Source organism: Gelidibacter algens (genome assembly GCF_001678675.1).
GTDB classification, from domain to species: Bacteria; Bacteroidota; Bacteroidia; order Flavobacteriales; family Flavobacteriaceae; genus Gelidibacter; species Gelidibacter algens.
Genome location: NZ_LZRN01000042.1, coordinates 17,461 through 34,876, shown reverse-complemented (window position 1 = coordinate 34,876; position 17,416 = coordinate 17,461). Strand labels below are relative to the sequence as shown.

Here is a 17,416-nt window from a genome sequence, read left to right as displayed (position 1 = left end):
CTTNTTTTTTTATTTCATTCCAGCCTTATTAAGTTGATGGATTTGGAATCTCTTTATGGACTTCTTCTATAGCCTCTAAAACATCTTGGCTCAGGGTCAAATTAATGCTTTCAATATTTTCTTTAAGTTGGGGCATGGTGGTAGCTCCAATGATGGTGCTGGTTACAAAAGGTTGCTGCGTAACGAAAGCCAAAGCCATTTGGGCCAAAGATAAATTGTGTTTTTCTGCTATTGCGAGATAGCGCTCGGTAGCTTCTGTGCATTGCGCACTGCTATATCTTGAAAATCTAGAAAACAACTTCAGCCTCGAATTTTCTGCAGCCTCGTTTTTAATATACTTGCCCGACAGCACTCCAAATGCCATAGGAGAATAGGCTAAAAGTCCGATGCCTTCCCTTATCGCAATTTCTGCCATATCTCCTTCAAAAACACGGTTGATCAAGGAATAGGCATTCTGTATCGTCAGCATTCGTGGTAAATTATGTGCTTTAGACTCTTCCAGAAAGCGCATTGTTCCCCATGCTTTTTCGTTTGAAATCCCGATATGTCTGATTTTTCCAGATTTGATAATTCCGTCAAACGTGTGGAGAATTTCATTAAAATTATCTTGCCACTGTTCTTCATTGTGTTTATAATCCCTTACCCCAAAGGTGTTGGTATTCCGTTCTGGCCAATGGAGTTGATACACATCAATATAATCTGTCTTTAATCGCTGCAAGCTTTTATTGACCGCATCTTGTAACGCATCAGGACTGAACCCGTTGGTTCTAATATGGGCGGTGTAATCTCCAGGTCCTGCAATTTTAGAAGCCAAGACAACTTTGTCTCTATGTCCTGTTTTTTCAAACCAATTGCCTATGATCCGTTCAGTTTCAGCATACGTTTTTTCTTCTGCAGGAACGGGATAAAGTTCTGCCGTATCAAAAAAGTTTATGCCATGGTCAAGAGCATAATCCATTTGTTGGAATCCTTCTTCCTGGGTGTTTTGGTTGCCCCAGGTCATCGTGCCCAAGCATAGTTTGCTTACTTTTAGATTGGTGTGGGGAAGTGTGGTGTATTTCATCTTACTCCCTGCGAAGGCAGGGTTTTTATTTTTTAGGTTATAATCTATTCAATGGAGATTATTATAAGACCTTTCAGGTTTTTGAAACCTGAAAGGTCTAATCATGGTAATTAATCATTTAGTAATTTAGAGATCTCATCCAATTTTGGGGTTAAGATCACTTCGATGCGTCGGTTTTTAGCTTTGCCTTCATTGGTGTCGTTAGTTGCAATTGGCGCATATTCACCACGTCCCGCAGCGGTTAAATTCTCAGGATTAATGGCTGAGTTTTCTCTCAAAATTTGAACAATGGCCGTAGCGCGCTTGGTAGATAAGTCCCAATTACCGCTCAATTGTCCGGTGCCGTTATACGGATCATTATCTGTATGGCCTTCAATTAAAATTGCAATCTCAGGATTTTCGGCCAAGACGCTACCTAATTGATTTACGGCCTGTTTGCCATTGGTGCCCACCGCCCAACTTCCAGATTGGAACAATAATTTGTTTTCCATTGAGACGTATACTTTTCCATCCCGTTGCTCAACCGTTAAGCCTTTGCCTTCAAAATTGGTGAGGGCTTTGGAGATGGCATTCTTAAGCTTGTTCATCGCTTCGTCTTTAGACGCAATCATACTTTCAAGTTCGGAAATACGTTGTGAACGGGCTTCCATGTCTTGTTTCAGTTTTTGAAGTCGCGCATTTTCAGTAGCAAGTGCTTGTTCTTTAGCTTCCAATTGTGCCAACAATTCTCTATTCTTTTTGACATTTTCAGCAATGGCAGAGGAACTGTTTTGTTCTAAAGCTTCATAAGATGTTTGTAAATTTTCAAGATTGGTTTTAGCAGCATCATAATCGCTTTGAAGCTGATTGCGTTTCGCCAAGGTTTCATCATAATCTCTTTGAAGTTGGGTCAACTTGTTTTGAGAAATGAGCAAATCTTTTTTGAGATCAGCATTTTCATCAGAAATCTCGCGATTTTCTTTCTTCAAATTAGCGTATTTGCTCTCTAAATCTGTATAGATTTTTTTAGAAACGCAAGACGTTGTCAATACAAGCGTCAATGCAATTAAGGACAATTTTTTAATCATTTTTATAGGTGTTTGTTGTTATAATGTTAGGTGTTTGGCCCACGTTTTCACTGCGTGACATCTCTCCCAAAGGGAGAGAAAATAAGCCTATTAATTCATATTTTCCTTTTAATTTAAAAAGGCCGACTGCTGACTGCCAACTGAATCTCAATTCTCAATTTCCAGCAAAATAGGACAATGGTCACTATGCACAGCATCTGACAAGATAACGCTGCGTTTCAGCTTTTCTTGTAATGGCGCATTAACTAAAGCGTAATCCAAACGCCAACCTTTGTTCCTTTCTCTAGAATTAGCTCTGTAGCTCCACCACGTATAATGGTCGGGTTCATTATTAAAATGTCTGAAAGAATCGATAAAACCGAAATCTATGAAATTTCCTATCCACTGACGCTCTACAGGTAAAAAACCAGAAACGTTAGAAAGTCCTTTCGGATTATGGATGTCTATTTCTTCATGACAAATATTATAGTCGCCCAAAATAATAAGGTTGGGAATTTTTGTTTTAAGATCATTGATATATACTTGAAACATATCCATATAATCAAACTTGTGCTGTAAACGCAAATCATTGGTGCCAGATGGCAGGTACAAACTCATCACTGACACATCATCATAATCTACCCTTAGGTTTCGTCCTTCAAAGTCCATGGAAGCTATTCCCGTTCCATATTCTACGTGGTTTGGTTTGGTTTTGCAGAGTATCGCCACACCACTATATCCTTTCTTTTGCGCACTGAACCAATAATGATAGGGATAGCCTGCTTCTTCAAAAAGTTTTACATCTACTTGCTCTTGCATAGCTTTTATTTCTTGCAGGCAAATCACATCTGGATCGGCACTTTTTAACCAATCTATAAAACCTTTGTTGAGTGCTGCACGAATGCCATTAACATTATAAGAGATGATTTTCATTTTGATGGTATTGAGATAACAGGATTAAGTACAAAGATTCAGCTTAACAATTTAATGGACAACTCATTACTGAGTTCTTTATACTTTGTGCTGATTTTGACGCTAAATTAAATAATACTGTACTTTTATACGATAATTTTAAAGGCATTTTAACGATAAAATATTTTCTGCCTTTAGAAGTTTATATCTCAGATGAAAATTGCTATTTCACTTATCTTCTTTTTAACCTGTTGTTGTGTGTATGCGCAGCAGCCAACGTCCAATTATCGGACTAAGAAAGTAGCAGTTAGAGATTCCATTCAAATTGATTCTGTAAGTATTAACGCCAGTCAATTCAGTATTAAAACGAAAAGTGGCAATCCCATTGACACTTCATTCTATAAAATCGATTTTTCAAAAGCCTTATTGACTTTCAAAAAGCCGGTTGCAACTGATTCTGTGATCATTGATTATCTCCGATATCCAAATTTCATTACGCGCAAATATTTTCAGCTTGATGATAAGATTATCGTTGACAACACCGATAATATGCAACAGTTATACAAGTTGCAACAATCTACCTTGACCAGGAATTTCACACCCTTTGATGGCTTGACCACCTCAGGGAGTATTTCAAGAGGTGTGACCATTGGCAACAATCAAAACTCGGTATTGAACAGTGAGCTTGATCTCCAAATTTCAGGAAAGTTGAGTGATAAAGTGTCTTTGCGTGCTTCCATTCAGGATGCCAATATCCCGTTACAGGAAAGTGGCTATTCCCAACGCTTGGATGAGTTTGATCAAGTATTTATTGAATTGTTCAGTGATAACTGGCGCATCAGGGCAGGTGATATTGATTTGCAAAATACCAATTCCTACTTTGCCAGTTTTACCAAACGTGTCCAAGGTTTGTTAGTAGACGTCAATTTGGGTAATGACGATGCAAAGACCAATCTATTTGCCGCTGGTGCTTTGGTAAGAGGGCAATTTACAACCAGTCAGTTTACTGCGCAAGAAGGCAACCAAGGGCCTTATAAATTAAGAGGGCCAAATAATGAGTTGTATGTGCTGGTGGTTTCTGGCAGTGAAACGGTTTATATTAATGGAACACCAATAAAACGTGGTGAAAGTGAAGATTACACCATCGATTATAACGCTGGAGAAATCATTTTCAACTCGACATTCCCTATGACCTCTGAAATGCGAATTACCGTAGATTATCAATATAGTGAGCGCAACTTTTCACGGTTTACAGCCTTTGGTGGTGGTGGATATGAAACCGAAAAATTTAAAATTGGCGCCTCGGTCTATTCTGAAGTAGATTCTAAAAACCAACCTCTACAACAAAATTTATCACCTGACCAAGTGGAAATTTTGGCCATTGCTGGAGACGATCAATCGCTGATGGTGGCTCCATCTGGTGTGCCTGAAGCTTATAATGAAAACCGGATTTTATATAGAAAGGATCTTATTGATGGTGCTGAAGCTTATGTGTTTTCAAGCAATCCTGAAGATGATTTGTATAGTGTAAAATTTCGTTTGGTTGGCGATAATCAAGGGGATTATATTCTGGTTACTAACAATGCAGTTTCTAATATATATGAGTATACCACGCCAATTTTTGGGGTGCCACAAGGTAATTATGCGCCCATCGTTAAATTGATTGCCCCTACAAAATTGCAGGTTGCTGTGGTCAACGGAACTTATCAACCTACAGAGCGTACGGACATTTATTTTGAAGCCGCCGGAAGTAAAAATGATTTGAACTTATTTTCTGATTTAGATGACGCCAATAATGATGGATTTGCTGGTAAGCTTCACGTCAGGCAGGATGTCATCAAGACTGATAGTTTATGGAATCTGTCTGCTGTTCTTGATGCTGATGTCATTCAAAAGGATTTTAAAACCATCCAGCGTTTATATAATGCCGAATTTAATAGGAATTGGAATTTGGACATGCCCCTTGGGAATCAAAATTTGCTCACTGCTGGTTTGGAACTTTTCAATCCGAAGCATGGTATTGCCTCCTATAAATTTGAGCATCTTAACTATTCTGAAAATTTTAATGGCAACCGGCATAGTGCTTTTGCCAGTTTGAAATTTGCGAGATGGCAACTATTTACCAATTCCAGCATTTTGAAGAGTGAAAGTGACAGCTCCGAATCGACATTTTTGAGAACGTTTAATAGAGTGACCTATAATTTTAAAAATCAATGGATGGGCACCAAGTTGGCTGCTGAAGATAATGAACAACGTGATATTTTAACTGATCAGCTCAGCTCATTGAGCCAACGCTTTAAATCTGCTGAAGTGTTTTATGGAGTGGGCGATAGCATTAAAGTGTTTGCTGAAGTGGGATACAAACACCGGGTCAATGATAGTTTACGGATGAATAGTGTTGAAAAAGTAAGCAGCTCTAACACCTATTACATCAAATCAAAAATCATTCAGAATACGTTTACAGATTTAGGTGTTTACATAAATTATCGGACATTAAAATCAGTTGATGAGACCATTGAAGATGAACAATCCTTGAATTCAAGAGTAACATTTAACAAGCAATTATTTGCCCAAATTGTGCAGTGGAATACTGTTTTTGAAACCAATTCAGGAAGCTTGCCACAGCAGGATTTTACGTATGTTAAAGTGGAGCCAGGTCAGGGAGCCTTCACTTGGATTGACTATAACGACAATGGCGTGCAAGAACTCAATGAGTTTGAAATTGCGCAGTTTCAAGATCAGGGTGAATATATAAGGGTGCTGTTGCCTAATCAGGTATTCGTGAAAACCCATCAAAATAGATTGAGCCAAACCCTCACCATCAATCCGCAACAATGGGCTGTAAGTGAAAGTAGCACCAAACAATTCTGGTCTCATTTTTACAACCAAACATCTTATTTAGTAGATCGGAAAATAAAAAGGGAAGACAGTGCCTTTGATCTCAATCCGTTTGCAGATAGTGATGACAACCAATTGGCGCTCAACAAAAGCGTCAGGAATGTTTTGTTTTTTAATAGAGGGAAGCAAGAATACACCACATCGTATACATTTTTGACCAATACAGCCAGAACCTTGCTCTCCATCGGATTTCAGGAGAGTAAACTGAAAAGCCATCAAGTCAATTTTAACCATAAGTTTGCTGAAAGTTGGCTTTTGAATTTGAAGAGCAGTCTTGAAAAAAACGAGAGTTTAAGTGAGAATTTTGCAACGCGAAATTACAAAATCGAAGAAACACGCTTGCAGCCAAAACTGTCCTATCTCTTTAATGAGAATGCGAGATTTGATGTGTTTTACCAATACACTTCCAAATACAATACTATCGGGGAAATGGAAACCTTGCTGCAAAATAATTTCGGGGTGTCCTTTACCTATAATAATGCTCAAAAAGTGGCACTGACTGGAGAGGTCAATTTTTTTGATAATACTTTTGAGGGTAACGCGAACACCCCAGTCTCATACCAAATATTGGAAGGTTTACAGCCAGGAAAGAACTTCACCTGGACATTATTGGCCCAGAAAAAATTGACCACATTTTTAGATGTGAACTTTAATTACTTCGGTCGGAAAACAGAAACATCAAAGACTATTCATACAGGAACCATACAACTAAAAGCTTATTTTTAGTAGGTGATTTGTGAGCATATTTACCATGATGATTTACCTTTCAAACATGACCATCAAAGCTGTACACTCACAACTCCTTTTTTACCATTGAGACGTTTGATTTTATAACCAATACCAATTTATTTACTGAAATTCACTTGCTTTTTTTACGCAGCATCAACCGCCAAAATTCGCATTTTACATTTCAGTGTAGTTGTTTTAAATGAGCCGCTATCGGCGCTTATTGTCATGGGTGTTTGCTGAGGCCGACATAATTGTGGGGAGTTCGAAAGCAATGGCTTTGTCCAAAACGGCTGTGATTCAGGTTACCGATGAGTATTTTGTAATGGTATTGAAAAACGAAACCTCTAACGAATATCAGTTTAGAAAAGCAAAATTAGAGATAGGTTTGCAAACCGAAGATTTTGTTGAAATTTTAAATGCAGTATCTTTAAAAGATAAAAAAATAGTAGTGAATGGCACTTACATGTTACTCAATGACGCAGAAGGTGGCGGACATTCACATTAAAATTTAACTATGGCAGAAGATCATAAAGAAGACCAAACTCACAATCATGACCACAATGGCATTTTTGGTCCCCGTACAGAGTTGTATTTCTCAATGTTATGTGGTGTTTTTCTATTAATAGGATTTTTGATCCAAATGTTTGGTGCTGAAACCCAATCGGCATGGCTTTATCTTATTGCGTATGTCATTGCTTACGGATTTGGAGGTTACTATATTGCCATTGAGGCCTTCGAGAAAATCAAAAAAGGGGGCTTTGAAATTGACTTTCTGATGATTGCAGCCGCTATCGGAGCTGCATATATTGGCAGTTGGGCGGAAGGCGCGTTGTTGTTGTTCTTGTTCAGTTTAGGGCATGCTCTGGAAAATTATGCCATGAACAAGGCCAAGAAATCCATTGAGGCATTGGGAGATTTAACTCCTAAAACGGCGTTGGTAAAAAGAGACGGTAAGATTGAGGAAGTTGGCGTTGAAGATTTGAAGATCAACGATGTTATTGTGGTGAAGCCAAATTCTAAAATTGCGGCAGATGGCGTGATCATAGAAGGTAGTAGTGCAATCAATCAAGCTTCCATCACGGGAGAAAGCATGCCTATTGATAAAACGGCAATTGCTACCACTGATAAGCTTCCAGATTTCAAGGATATTGACGCTTCTCACGTCGTTTTTACTGGCACCCTTAATGGCGATGGGAGTATTGAAGTGCTAGTGCTGAAATTAAGTAAAGATTCTACAGTGGCGCGCCTTATTAAAATGGTCAGTGAGGTGGAAACCCAAAAGTCGCCCACCCAACGCCTGACCAAAAAATTTGAAAAGTGGTACGTGCCCATCGTTATTATAGTGGTTTTTGTATTGTGCTTTGCCTATATGGTGGTCGATGAATCATTCAACGAAAGTTTGTATCGTGCCATCACGGTTCTAGTCGCAGCGAGCCCATGTGCATTGGCAATCTCAACGCCAAGTGCTGTTTTGAGTGGTATTGCAAGAGCAGCACAAAAAGGGGTTTTGATCAAAGGAGGAAAGGCCTTGGAAGATTTGGGCACCATTGAAACCATTGCTTTTGATAAAACAGGAACGTTGACTGAGGGCAAGCCAAAGCTCACCAATTTGATTCCACATGATACGTATTCAGAAGAAGATCTGGCGCGGCTTGTCTTGGAAGTAGAAAGTTTGAGCAATCACCCTTTGGCTAAAGCCATTGCTAAAGATGTGAAATCGAAATATACGATGGTACACGAGAATCTGGCATCCAATGTCAGTGCCATCCAAGGTAAAGGTATCAGCGCTACCTATCAAGACAAGACAGTTTTTATTGGTAATGAAAAATTAATGGCCGATGAAGGGATGAACATTGCACCTGAATTGCGCTCAAAAATGGAAGGCTTGTTGAAAGAAGGCCACACAGCTATGTTAATAGGCCAGGACGCTGCTGTTATTGGACTGGTAAGTGTCATGGACGTTCCTAGAAAAACAGCGGTTGAGACCTTAAAAAGATTAAAAACTATTGGGATCCAGCGAATGGTGATGCTTACCGGCGATCATCAAAATGTGGGTGATTCTATTGCGAAACAAATTGGATTAACTGAAGCCAAAGGTAATTTGTTGCCAGAAGATAAAGTAGAGGCCATTAAAGAGCTGATGCAACGCGATGGAAAAATTGCAATGGTTGGTGATGGTGTAAATGATGCACCCGCAATGGCCTATAGCACAGTTAGTGTAGCCATGGGCGCTGCGGGGAGTGACGTAGCATTGGAAACTGCGGACGTTGCTCTAATGTCAGATAAAATTGAAATGTTGCCCTTTGTGATTGGTTTGAGCAGAGCCTCCAAACGGATTATCAAACAAAATATTTTTATCAGCATGGGCGTGGTTGCCTTGTTGGTGCCAGCTACTATTTTAGATCTTACCAATATTGGAATGGCAGTTGCTTTTCATGAAGGCTCCACCTTAGTGGTTGTTATCAACGCCCTCAGACTTTTGGCTTACACTGAAAAAGAATAAGAGCGCTTGCATTTAAGCTCACAAAAATAAAATTTTAATTACATGACTTTTTGCATATTATTGCATGTTTTATAGTAATACCTAACATCTTAAACCGCTTACTTATGAAAAATTGTCTGTTTGGATTTTTAATGCTTTTTACAGTAATGGCTTCTCAAGCTCAAAATGACACGATCAAACGTAACAATTTTGGTAAAAATGAGATTAAAATAAACTCCTTTTTCCTTCTTCTTGGGGTTTTTGAACCGAGTTATGAACGTAATTTATCAGAGCAATCTTCTGTAGGTGTTTCTGCATTTATTCCTTTTGATCGTGAAAATATTGATATGGATATCAATTATTATATATCTCCTTACTACCGTATTTTCTTTGGTGAAAAATATGCTGCTGGATTTTTCCTTGAAGGGTTCGGTATGCTCAATTCTATAGATCATCAATATTATGTAAACCGTAACAATTACACCGAAATAAAGGATAATGCTGTTACTGATTTTGCATTGGGTTTTGGATTAGGAGGAAAATGGATGACATCTGGTGGGTTCGTTTTTGAAGTTAATGGTGGTATCGGGAGAAATCTTTTTAATACTAATACAGAAGATGACAACAACATACTTGTTGGTAAATTTGGTTTTAACCTCGGCTATAGGTTTTAAATAAGTTCAAAAATCGAAATCCCAAAATCCAATGAGAAACTGTTGGATTTTGGGATTTATACTATTGTAATTTTCTTTAGTTACATTTTCATCAACCACGTTTTCACATCAACTTCTTTTCTGATGATCTCACGTAAGTCTTCAATTTTGACACGTGTTTGTTCCATGGTATCACGATGACGAATGGTTACCGTGTTGTCTTCTAAAGTATCATGGTCAACGGTAATACAAAACGGTGTTCCGTTAGCATCCTGTCTTCTATAACGTCTGCCAACCGCATCTTTTTCATCATAATCCACATTGAAATCCCATTTGAGATCTTCCATAATTTGACGTGCAACTTCTGGTAAGCCATCCTTTTTTACCAAGGGTAAAATGGCCGCTTTAATAGGGGCTAATACTGCTGGCAATTTTAAAACGGTTCTTGTCGTATTGTTCTCCAATTCTTCTTCAACCAAAGCGTTTGAAAACACTGCCAAAAACATACGGTCTAAACCGATTGAAGTTTCCAACACATAGGGCGTATAGCTTTCGTTCATTTCATGATCAAAATACTGAAGCTTTTTACCTGAAAATTTTTCGTGCTGTTTTAAATCGAAATCGGTTCTGGAGTGGATGCCTTCCAATTCTTTAAACCCGAACGGAAATTTGAATTCGATATCTGTTGCCGCATCTGCATAATGAGCCAATTTCTCATGATCATGAAAACGGTAATTCTCCGCTTCCATTCCTAAAGAGAGATGCCATTTCATTCGTGCTTCTTTCCAATATTCAAACCACTCTTGTTGTGTGCCAGGTTTGATAAAGAATTGCATCTCCATTTGTTCAAACTCACGCATTCTAAAAATAAATTGTCTGGCGACAATCTCATTTCTGAAGGCTTTTCCGGTTTGGGCTATCCCAAACGGAATCTTCATACGCCCTGATTTTTGGACATTGAGGAAATTCACAAAAATACCCTGTGCCGTTTCCGGACGCAGGTATAAATCCATCGCACTTTCAGCAGAAGCTCCTAATTTGGTGCCAAACATCAAGTTGAATTGTTTGACTTCGGTCCAATTTCTACTTCCTGTCAATGGATCAGCAATCTCCAGTTCTTCAATGAGCGCTTTCACATCAGCTAAATCTTCAGCTTCTAATGATTTTGCCATTCTAGACAAGATGGTTTTTATTTTGTCATAATACCCAACGACTCTGGGGTTGGTGCTTATAAATTCGTCTTTATTAAAAGCGTCTCCAAAACGTTTGGCGGCTTTATCAACTTCCTTATCTATTTTAGTTTCAATTTTGGCACAATAGTCTTCAATCAGAACATCTGCACGGTAGCGTTTCTTGGAGTCCTTGTTGTCAATTAAAGGGTCGTTGAAGGCGTCAACATGCCCTGAAGCTTTCCAAGTGGTTGGATGCATAAAAATTGAAGAGTCGATGCCCACAATATTATCATGCATTTGTACCATGGCTTTCCACCAGTAGTCACGTATGTTTTTCTTTAATTCAGCCCCATTTTGTGCGTAGTCATAAACTGCACTTAGGCCATCGTATATTTCACTGCTTTGAAATACGTATCCATATTCTTTAGCATGAGATACAACTTTCTTAAATTGATCGTCCTGATTTGTCATGCTGCAAAAATAGAAAACCGTACCAATTAAAGGAACGGTTTACATAAATATATTTTAAGGATTTAGTTTAAAACCACTTGAGTCGTACCAAGTTTTCTGTTCTCATGGAAAACCGAAATGTAGTAAATGCCTTTTGCAAAAGGTTTATCATTTTTTTGAGCTTTAATGATGGTACAAACATCAATGACATCATTGTTGTAGTTGATGAGTTGTTTGTCACTATAAATGAGTAGAGATTCACCAAATTTAACCGCGCCTTTATCTGCAATAACATTATTTAGCGGATTCAAAATTTGGATATAGATCTCTTTTATTCCTTTTTGAGTCAGTGCATTCTCTGCCAATGTGAAGCACACATCAATACGGTTGGCCTGAGCCGCTTTGGTGGTTTGAGCAGCATTGAGGCCAGATTTAAAAGCTTTTGCATTAAAGGAGTTAGCAGTTAATAGCGCTCCTTCTTCAATCCTTTTGTTTAGGGACGCAATCCTTTGTGATAGTGAAGAGTTCACTTTCTTTTGTTCATCTAGCTCATTATATGCCATAAATTTATCACGTTCCAATCGGTCGTTTTGGGTTGCAATGGAATCGATGGTTTTGAGAAGAGAACTATTTTTTTCCTTATTAGGGGTAAGCTCAGATTTGAAACGCCAAAAGACAGAAAAATCACTTTTGAGGAGTCTTAGTTTTTCTAGGGAAGTTTTGGTGTTTTTCTTTGCATCACTAAGTTGCTGTGATATATGCTTCCTATTATCGATGAGCTGATCATATCTTGAAATCATTTGAGACAACTCACCTTCTATCAGGTTTTTCTCTTGCTCCAAGAATTGTTGATGTGCTTTTTCAGCTTCGTACGTCGTAAAACTAAACACGCCTAAAATGGCAATCGTAACAATTAATGAACCAATAATGAGTCTGTAGTTAAAAAATTGAGGGTTAACTATCATTAGTAATTATTGAGGGGAATTAGGGAATATTTAATTAATCTAGTGAAAATATATATTAAGTTTGTTTCAGCTGTTTTTAATCGATAAAATGATAAAAAATTTGTTAAACTTGTTTTTTCCAAAGGTCTGTCTGTCTTGTGACAACCAATTGGAAGAGAATGAAAAGCATGTGTGCACAGATTGCAGACACGCCTTACCGTTGGCTGATTTTCAGAATATTCAACATAACGAAGTGACTAAAATTCTCTACGGAAGAGTCCAGCTACGCTATGCATCCTCACTTTTATGGTTTTCGAAAAAAGGATTGGTACAGCACCTGCTCCATAACTTGAAATACAAAGGATATGAGGAGGTTGGCGAATTTTTGGGCAAGTGGCATGGTGAAGAGTTGCGCAATCACGAGGGTTTCAAAAGTGTTGATGTTGTGATTCCAGTACCTTTGCACTCCAAACGTTTACGGCAGCGTGGTTACAATCAAGTCCATAAATATGGAAAGGAAATTGCAAATGCTGTGGACTGTGATTTTAATACCGAGATTTTGCAAAAATCCAAGGCTACCAAAACACAGGTTTTTAAAGACCGAATTAGGCGTTGGAATAATGATGATACTCTATTTATGGTAACTGATTACGAAATCTTAAAAGGAAAGCACATTCTTTTGGTTGATGATATCATTACCACAGGTGCCACCCTTGAAACCTGTGCAAATGCCTTGTTGAAAATTGAAGGTGTCACATTAAGTGTGGCCACTATGGCAATTGCCGAGTAATTTTTCCGTTTCAATTAAATATGTCGTTAATTTGCTAAAATTTGTGTTTGGTGATGTTTAAAACCTATTATAAACTATTTCTTTTTATCGGAATTCTTGCAACGCTTGTTAATTGTGCCAATAGGGGCACCCCTTCAGGAGGCGAAAAAGATATAGAAGCCCCACAAATAATTCGGGCATCGCCAGAAAACTATACCACTAATTTCAAAGGCAATGAGATCAAAATCTATTTTGACGAGTATATCAAAATTAAAAATGTGCAAAAACAGCTCATTATCTCTCCTCCAATGGATCCTCAACCTGATGTGACGCCACTTGGTAGTGCCAGTAAATACATCACCATAAAAATTAATGATACGTTGCAGGCCAATACCACGTATGCTTTTAACTTTGGACAAAGCATTGTGGATAACAATGAGGAAAATCCTTATTCCTACTACAAATACGTGTTCTCCACAGGAAACTATATTGACTCACTTTCTGTAAAAGGAGCTATTGTTGATGCTGAAAAACGTGAGCCAGAAAAATTTGTTGCGGTGATGTTGTACGAGGTAGATTCGACATATTCAGATTCTACACTTTACAAGACTCAACCAAAATACGTGACCAATACCTTAGATAGTGTGAGCACTTTTAGTATTGATAATATTAAGGCTGGAAAATACCGTTTGGTAGCGCTTAAAGATGACAACGGAAATTATACCTATCAGCAAAAAACTGATAAAATTGCATTCTACGACAAGGAAATTACAGTGCCCACAGATTCTTTTTATGAACTGAAACTGTTTAAGGAAGTCCCTGATTTTGATATAGAGCGGCCGATACAAGTTGCCAAACAAAAGATAGAATTTGGGTTTAGAGGCGATTACAAAAACACAACTATCGAAATGTTGGGACCTAAGCCTGATGGGTTGGAACATCGAATTGTAAAAGATGCCAAGAAGGACACGCTTTACTATTGGTACAAACCCAATGTTGAATTGGATACCACCTATTTTGTGGTCAAAAACAAGACTTTTAGTGATACTTTGAAACATAGGTTCAGAGATTTAAAAGTAGATTCTTTAAGCATTAGACCTTTAGCTACAGGTACGATCAACTATGATGATGATTTTTTGATTGAAGGTAATGTTCCGTTTGATAAATTAGACCGCAGTAAGGTGACAATTATTGATAAAGATTCTCTAAACATTGATTTCAATACAGAATTTGACACGCTTAAAAATAGTTACCGTTTTAAGTTTGATAAAAGCGAAGCGAATGCCTATAAAATCCAGCTACTGCCGGAAGCCATAACGGATTTTTTCGGCAACGTGAATGACACCTTGAACTATGAATTTAGAACCAAGAAATTTTCTGAATTGTCAGATGTTCGTGTGACTTTGGTAGATGCTGTGTATCCCGTAATTGTACAGTTAACCGATGACAAGGGGAATGTGAAGTACGAGAAGTTTGCAGATGAACCGCGTTTGTTTGATTTTAGACATATCAATCCAGGCACGTATTATTTAAGGGTTGTTTATGATACCAATGGGAATAGCAAATGGGACTCTGGTAATTATCTCAATAAAATTCAGCCAGAGCGTATTAGTTATAATTCAGAAATAGTTGAGGCCAGGACTGGTTGGGATACTGTATATGTATTTACATTATTGAAAACTGATCCTGATCCGATAGAAAATTAAGTTTCGACCGGTAATTTGAAATGTGCTCTTTTTTTAGGGTTATAATCTCGATAGCTTCTTCATAAAATGGAATAGTATCAACTCTGGTCCCCAATACATCATACACAGCAGAATGTCCTGAATACTCATGGTTGTTGTCATCTGTTCCTACTCTATTAACACCCACACAGTAGCACATATTTTCAATACCGCGTGCTTTCAATAACGTATCCCATGCTGTGATGCGGGGTGCTGGCCAATTGGCAACATAAATAAGAACATCATAGTCAACCGTATTCCGAGACCATACAGGAAATCTGAGATCATAACAAACCAAAGGGCAGATTTTCCAGCCTTTGTAATCCACAATAATCTTTTTGCTGCCAGCGGTATATACTTTATGCTCACCAGCTAGAGTGAACCTATGGCGTTTGTCATAATGCTCTATTTTTCCATTGGGATGAACAAATACCATCCTGTTATAGAAGTTGCCATTTTCTTCAATGACCAAACTTCCGGTAATGGCAAATTGTTTTTTAGAGGCGAGAGATGTTAACCAAGAGATGGTTTCACCTTGCATGGTTTCGGCAACATGGGAAGGCTGCATGGTAAACCCTGACGTGAACATTTCAGGCAGGATCACAAGATCTACAGGTTCTTTAATGTTCTCGATTTTCTCTGAAAAATTAGTGCGGTTTTGTTGCGGGTTTTCCCAAACAAGTGCGGTTTGAATAAGGGCGATATTTAAATTGTCAGACACTATGAACGCTGTAGTTTTTGAGTTGCTTTTTCTAAATCGTCTTTATAATCTTCCAGCATTTTGAGCCATTTGACCTCGTCTTGAGGAGAAAGTTTGCCTCTTTTTTTGAGCTTTTCATACTTCTCCTGATTCTGCTCAAGCTTTTTTGTGGCCTTATTGAATCTGTCTTGCGCTTTTTGCTTGCTTTTTAATTCCTTTGCGGCCTTTTTTAAAGCTTTATCAGATTTTCTAGCAGCCTTTTCAAGTTTTTTCCTGACGTCTTCAGCGTCCTTAGCTTTATTTAATTGATTGTTTAAAGTTTTGAAGATGTGAGCTTCTTCCTCTTTTTCGAGTGTAGCAGTAATATCAACACCGTCCTTGAAAATAGCTTTGTTTCTTACTTCATAAGCTTTTCCATTGCTAATAACTTCTTGGGCATTAACAATTGCTCCTAAGCTTAAAAAAAATAACACGATCCAGATTTTCATAATTTAATAGTTAGGGTTTTTTCTACATCGCACAACGACTTAAAAAGCCAGTAAAATCTTGCGATTTAGAACCGTATAAAAGTAGTGGTTTTTCGGTCAATTTTAGATTTTCAGGCTGTCAATGTTTTTAGACGAAGGCAGCATCGTTTGCTTTGAGAATCGTCTTAATACCATCCTCAGTGAGTTTTCATAATACATTTTACCTACAGCATCTCAAATTTTATTTAAAATATCAGCAGCCTGTTTTAAGGTGTCATCAGTTTTTGCAAAACAAAATCGAAGTACTTTATTATCCAAATTATCTGTATTAAAGACAGAGAGTGGGACGGATGCGATTTTATGATCAATAGTCAATCGTTTTGCAAAGTCAACATCATTTTCTGTGGTGATATCTGAAAAGTCCAAAACCTGAAAATAGGTGCCTTGCGCAGGCGTAAATTTAAAGCGCGAATCTGCAATCAAGCTCAAAAATAAATCGCGCTTGCGCTGGTATAAAGTTGAAAGTTCACGATAGTGGCTGGGTTCCTGTAAATAGTCGGCCAACCCTTTTTGCATAGGATGATTAACGCTAAACACATTAAACTGATGCACTTTTCGGAATTCTTCCATCAAGTCTTTCGGGGCGCAACAATAGCCCACTTTCCACCCTGTAACATGAAACGTTTTTCCAAAGGAAGCCACTATAAAACTTCTCGATTTGAGATCAGGAAACAAACAAGCACTTTGATGTATCTCACCATCAAAAATGATATGCTCGTACACTTCATCACTTAATACCATGATGTCAGTTCCCGCTAACAACTCTTGTAATTTGAGCATATCCTGTTCAGAGAATACCGTGCCACTTGGGTTATGTGGGGTGTTGATAATAACCATCTTGGTTTTGGAAGATAGTTTCCTTTTCACTTCCTTCCAATCCACTTTGTAGTGAGGCGCTTCCAATTGTACAGAAATGACTTTTCCACCATTGAGTGCTATGGCAGGCTCATAACAATCATAAGCAGGTCTGAATATAATAACCTCGTCGTCAGGTTTGATAACAGCAGAAATAATGGTAAAGATGGCTTGTGTAGCGCCAGCAGTCACGGTTATTTCTGAATCGGGATTATAGGACGTAGAGTAAAGTTTCTCAAATTTATTGGCAATGGCAACCCGCAATTCTAGGTTTCCTGCCATGGGTGCGTATTGATTGTAATCAGAGTTCATGGCATTGGTCACCAAATCAATCAACTTTTGATCACTCTTGAAATTCGGAAATCCTTGTGACAGGTTGAGGGCTTGATTCTTTTGGGCCAAGGAGCTCATGACAGTAAAGATGGAAGTGTCCATATAGGGAAGCTTTGAAAGGTGTTGCATTTTCTATTTTGGTTTATGAATGATAATATA

At 38.1% G+C, this 17,416-nt stretch carries 14 protein-coding genes; 6 read left to right on the top strand and 8 right to left on the bottom strand.

Annotated features, from left to right (window positions below; translation table 11 throughout):
* Window positions 1-28 precede the first annotated feature (28 nt).
* The 3 genes from A9996_RS15860 to A9996_RS15850 all read right to left on the bottom strand — a co-directional run bounded on the left by A9996_RS15860 (window position 29) and on the right by A9996_RS15850 (window position 3,042).
* Window positions 29-1,063 (bottom strand): aldo/keto reductase, encoded by a 1,035-nt coding sequence (locus A9996_RS15860; protein ID WP_066437314.1) that lies wholly within the window; start codon window positions 1,061-1,063, stop codon window positions 29-31.
* Window positions 1,064-1,173: 110 nt separating this feature from the next.
* Window positions 1,174-2,130 (bottom strand): OmpA/MotB family protein, encoded by a 957-nt coding sequence (locus tag A9996_RS15855; protein WP_066437309.1) that lies wholly within the window; start codon window positions 2,128-2,130, stop codon window positions 1,174-1,176.
* A 147-nt stretch (window positions 2,131-2,277) separates the two neighbouring features.
* Window positions 2,278-3,042 (bottom strand): exodeoxyribonuclease III, encoded by a 765-nt coding sequence (locus A9996_RS15850; RefSeq protein ID WP_066437306.1) that lies wholly within the window; start codon window positions 3,040-3,042, stop codon window positions 2,278-2,280.
* 192 nt (window positions 3,043-3,234) lie between these two features.
* Between A9996_RS15850 and A9996_RS15845 the strand changes: the two genes are divergently transcribed.
* From A9996_RS15845 to A9996_RS15830, 4 genes are all read left to right on the top strand, one after another.
* A complete protein-coding gene (locus A9996_RS15845) occupies window positions 3,235-6,645 on the top strand; it encodes a hypothetical protein (protein WP_066437303.1) in 3,411 nt (1,136 codons plus the stop codon).
* A gap of 202 nt (window positions 6,646-6,847) precedes the next feature.
* The gene (locus tag A9996_RS15840) at window positions 6,848-7,153 is read left to right on the top strand and encodes an efflux RND transporter periplasmic adaptor subunit (protein WP_066437301.1); all 306 of its coding nucleotides are present in this window, start codon (window positions 6,848-6,850) and stop codon (window positions 7,151-7,153) included.
* A 9-nt stretch (window positions 7,154-7,162) separates the two neighbouring features.
* Window positions 7,163-9,151, top strand: a complete 1,989-nt coding sequence (locus A9996_RS15835; RefSeq protein ID WP_066437299.1) for a heavy metal translocating P-type ATPase — start codon at window positions 7,163-7,165, stop codon at window positions 9,149-9,151.
* 104 nt (window positions 9,152-9,255) lie between these two features.
* Window positions 9,256-9,804 (top strand): DUF3575 domain-containing protein, encoded by a 549-nt coding sequence (locus A9996_RS15830; RefSeq protein ID WP_066437298.1) that lies wholly within the window; start codon window positions 9,256-9,258, stop codon window positions 9,802-9,804.
* Between the two features lie 80 nt (window positions 9,805-9,884).
* On the opposite strand, the gene A9996_RS15825 is transcribed toward A9996_RS15830, so the two are convergent.
* Entirely contained in the window at window positions 9,885-11,426 is a 1,542-nt protein-coding gene (locus A9996_RS15825; RefSeq protein ID WP_066437296.1) for a glycine--tRNA ligase, read from the bottom strand.
* Window positions 11,427-11,488: 62 nt separating this feature from the next.
* Window positions 11,489-12,370 (bottom strand): hypothetical protein, encoded by an 882-nt coding sequence (locus tag A9996_RS15820; RefSeq protein ID WP_066437295.1) that lies wholly within the window; start codon window positions 12,368-12,370, stop codon window positions 11,489-11,491.
* Window positions 12,371-12,458: 88 nt separating this feature from the next.
* Here A9996_RS15820 and A9996_RS15815 point away from each other — a divergent pair, with 88 nt between their 5' ends.
* Entirely contained in the window at window positions 12,459-13,139 is a 681-nt protein-coding gene (locus A9996_RS15815; RefSeq protein WP_066437289.1) for a ComF family protein, read from the top strand.
* A gap of 53 nt (window positions 13,140-13,192) precedes the next feature.
* Window positions 13,193-14,824 carry an Ig-like domain-containing domain gene (locus A9996_RS15810; RefSeq protein WP_066437287.1) on the top strand — a complete coding sequence of 544 codons (1,632 nt, stop codon included), beginning with the start codon at window positions 13,193-13,195 and terminating at the stop codon, window positions 14,822-14,824.
* On the opposite strand, the gene A9996_RS15805 is transcribed toward A9996_RS15810, so the two are convergent.
* The 3 genes from A9996_RS15805 to A9996_RS15795 all read right to left on the bottom strand — a co-directional run bounded on the left by A9996_RS15805 (window position 14,784) and on the right by A9996_RS15795 (window position 17,386).
* Window positions 14,784-15,563 (bottom strand): amidohydrolase, encoded by a 780-nt coding sequence (locus A9996_RS15805; RefSeq protein WP_066437279.1) that lies wholly within the window; start codon window positions 15,561-15,563, stop codon window positions 14,784-14,786. The two genes, A9996_RS15810 and A9996_RS15805, sit on opposite strands and share 41 nt — an antisense overlap.
* Complete coding sequence (locus A9996_RS15800; protein ID WP_066437277.1) at window positions 15,563-16,030, bottom strand: hypothetical protein; 468 nt, start codon at window positions 16,028-16,030, stop codon at window positions 15,563-15,565. The genes A9996_RS15805 and A9996_RS15800 overlap by 1 nt, the downstream gene beginning before the upstream one ends.
* Window positions 16,031-16,243: 213 nt before the next feature.
* A complete protein-coding gene (locus A9996_RS15795) occupies window positions 16,244-17,386 on the bottom strand; it encodes a methionine aminotransferase (protein WP_066437274.1) in 1,143 nt (380 codons plus the stop codon).
* Window positions 17,387-17,416: the final 30 nt, after the last annotated feature.

What these genes read in the sequence shown, in the direction of transcription:
- A9996_RS15860 (WP_066437314.1), bottom strand. Translation starts at nt 1,063, where the DNA reads ATGAAATACACCACACTTCCCCACACCAATCTAAAAGTAAGCAAACTA.
- A9996_RS15855 (WP_066437309.1), bottom strand. Translation starts at nt 2,130, where the DNA reads ATGATTAAAAAATTGTCCTTAATTGCATTGACGCTTGTATTGACAACG.
- A9996_RS15850 (WP_066437306.1), bottom strand. Translation starts at nt 3,042, where the DNA reads ATGAAAATCATCTCTTATAATGTTAATGGCATTCGTGCAGCACTCAAC.
- A9996_RS15845 (WP_066437303.1), top strand. Translation starts at nt 3,235, where the DNA reads ATGAAAATTGCTATTTCACTTATCTTCTTTTTAACCTGTTGTTGTGTG.
- A9996_RS15840 (WP_066437301.1), top strand. Translation starts at nt 6,848, where the DNA reads ATGAGCCGCTATCGGCGCTTATTGTCATGGGTGTTTGCTGAGGCCGAC.
- A9996_RS15835 (WP_066437299.1), top strand. Translation starts at nt 7,163, where the DNA reads ATGGCAGAAGATCATAAAGAAGACCAAACTCACAATCATGACCACAAT.
- A9996_RS15830 (WP_066437298.1), top strand. Translation starts at nt 9,256, where the DNA reads ATGAAAAATTGTCTGTTTGGATTTTTAATGCTTTTTACAGTAATGGCT.
- A9996_RS15825 (WP_066437296.1), bottom strand. Translation starts at nt 11,426, where the DNA reads ATGACAAATCAGGACGATCAATTTAAGAAAGTTGTATCTCATGCTAAA.
- A9996_RS15820 (WP_066437295.1), bottom strand. Translation starts at nt 12,370, where the DNA reads ATGATAGTTAACCCTCAATTTTTTAACTACAGACTCATTATTGGTTCA.
- A9996_RS15815 (WP_066437289.1), top strand. Translation starts at nt 12,459, where the DNA reads ATGATAAAAAATTTGTTAAACTTGTTTTTTCCAAAGGTCTGTCTGTCT.
- A9996_RS15810 (WP_066437287.1), top strand. Translation starts at nt 13,193, where the DNA reads ATGTTTAAAACCTATTATAAACTATTTCTTTTTATCGGAATTCTTGCA.
- A9996_RS15800 (WP_066437277.1), bottom strand. Translation starts at nt 16,030, where the DNA reads ATGAAAATCTGGATCGTGTTATTTTTTTTAAGCTTAGGAGCAATTGTT.
- A9996_RS15795 (WP_066437274.1), bottom strand. Translation starts at nt 17,386, where the DNA reads ATGCAACACCTTTCAAAGCTTCCCTATATGGACACTTCCATCTTTACT.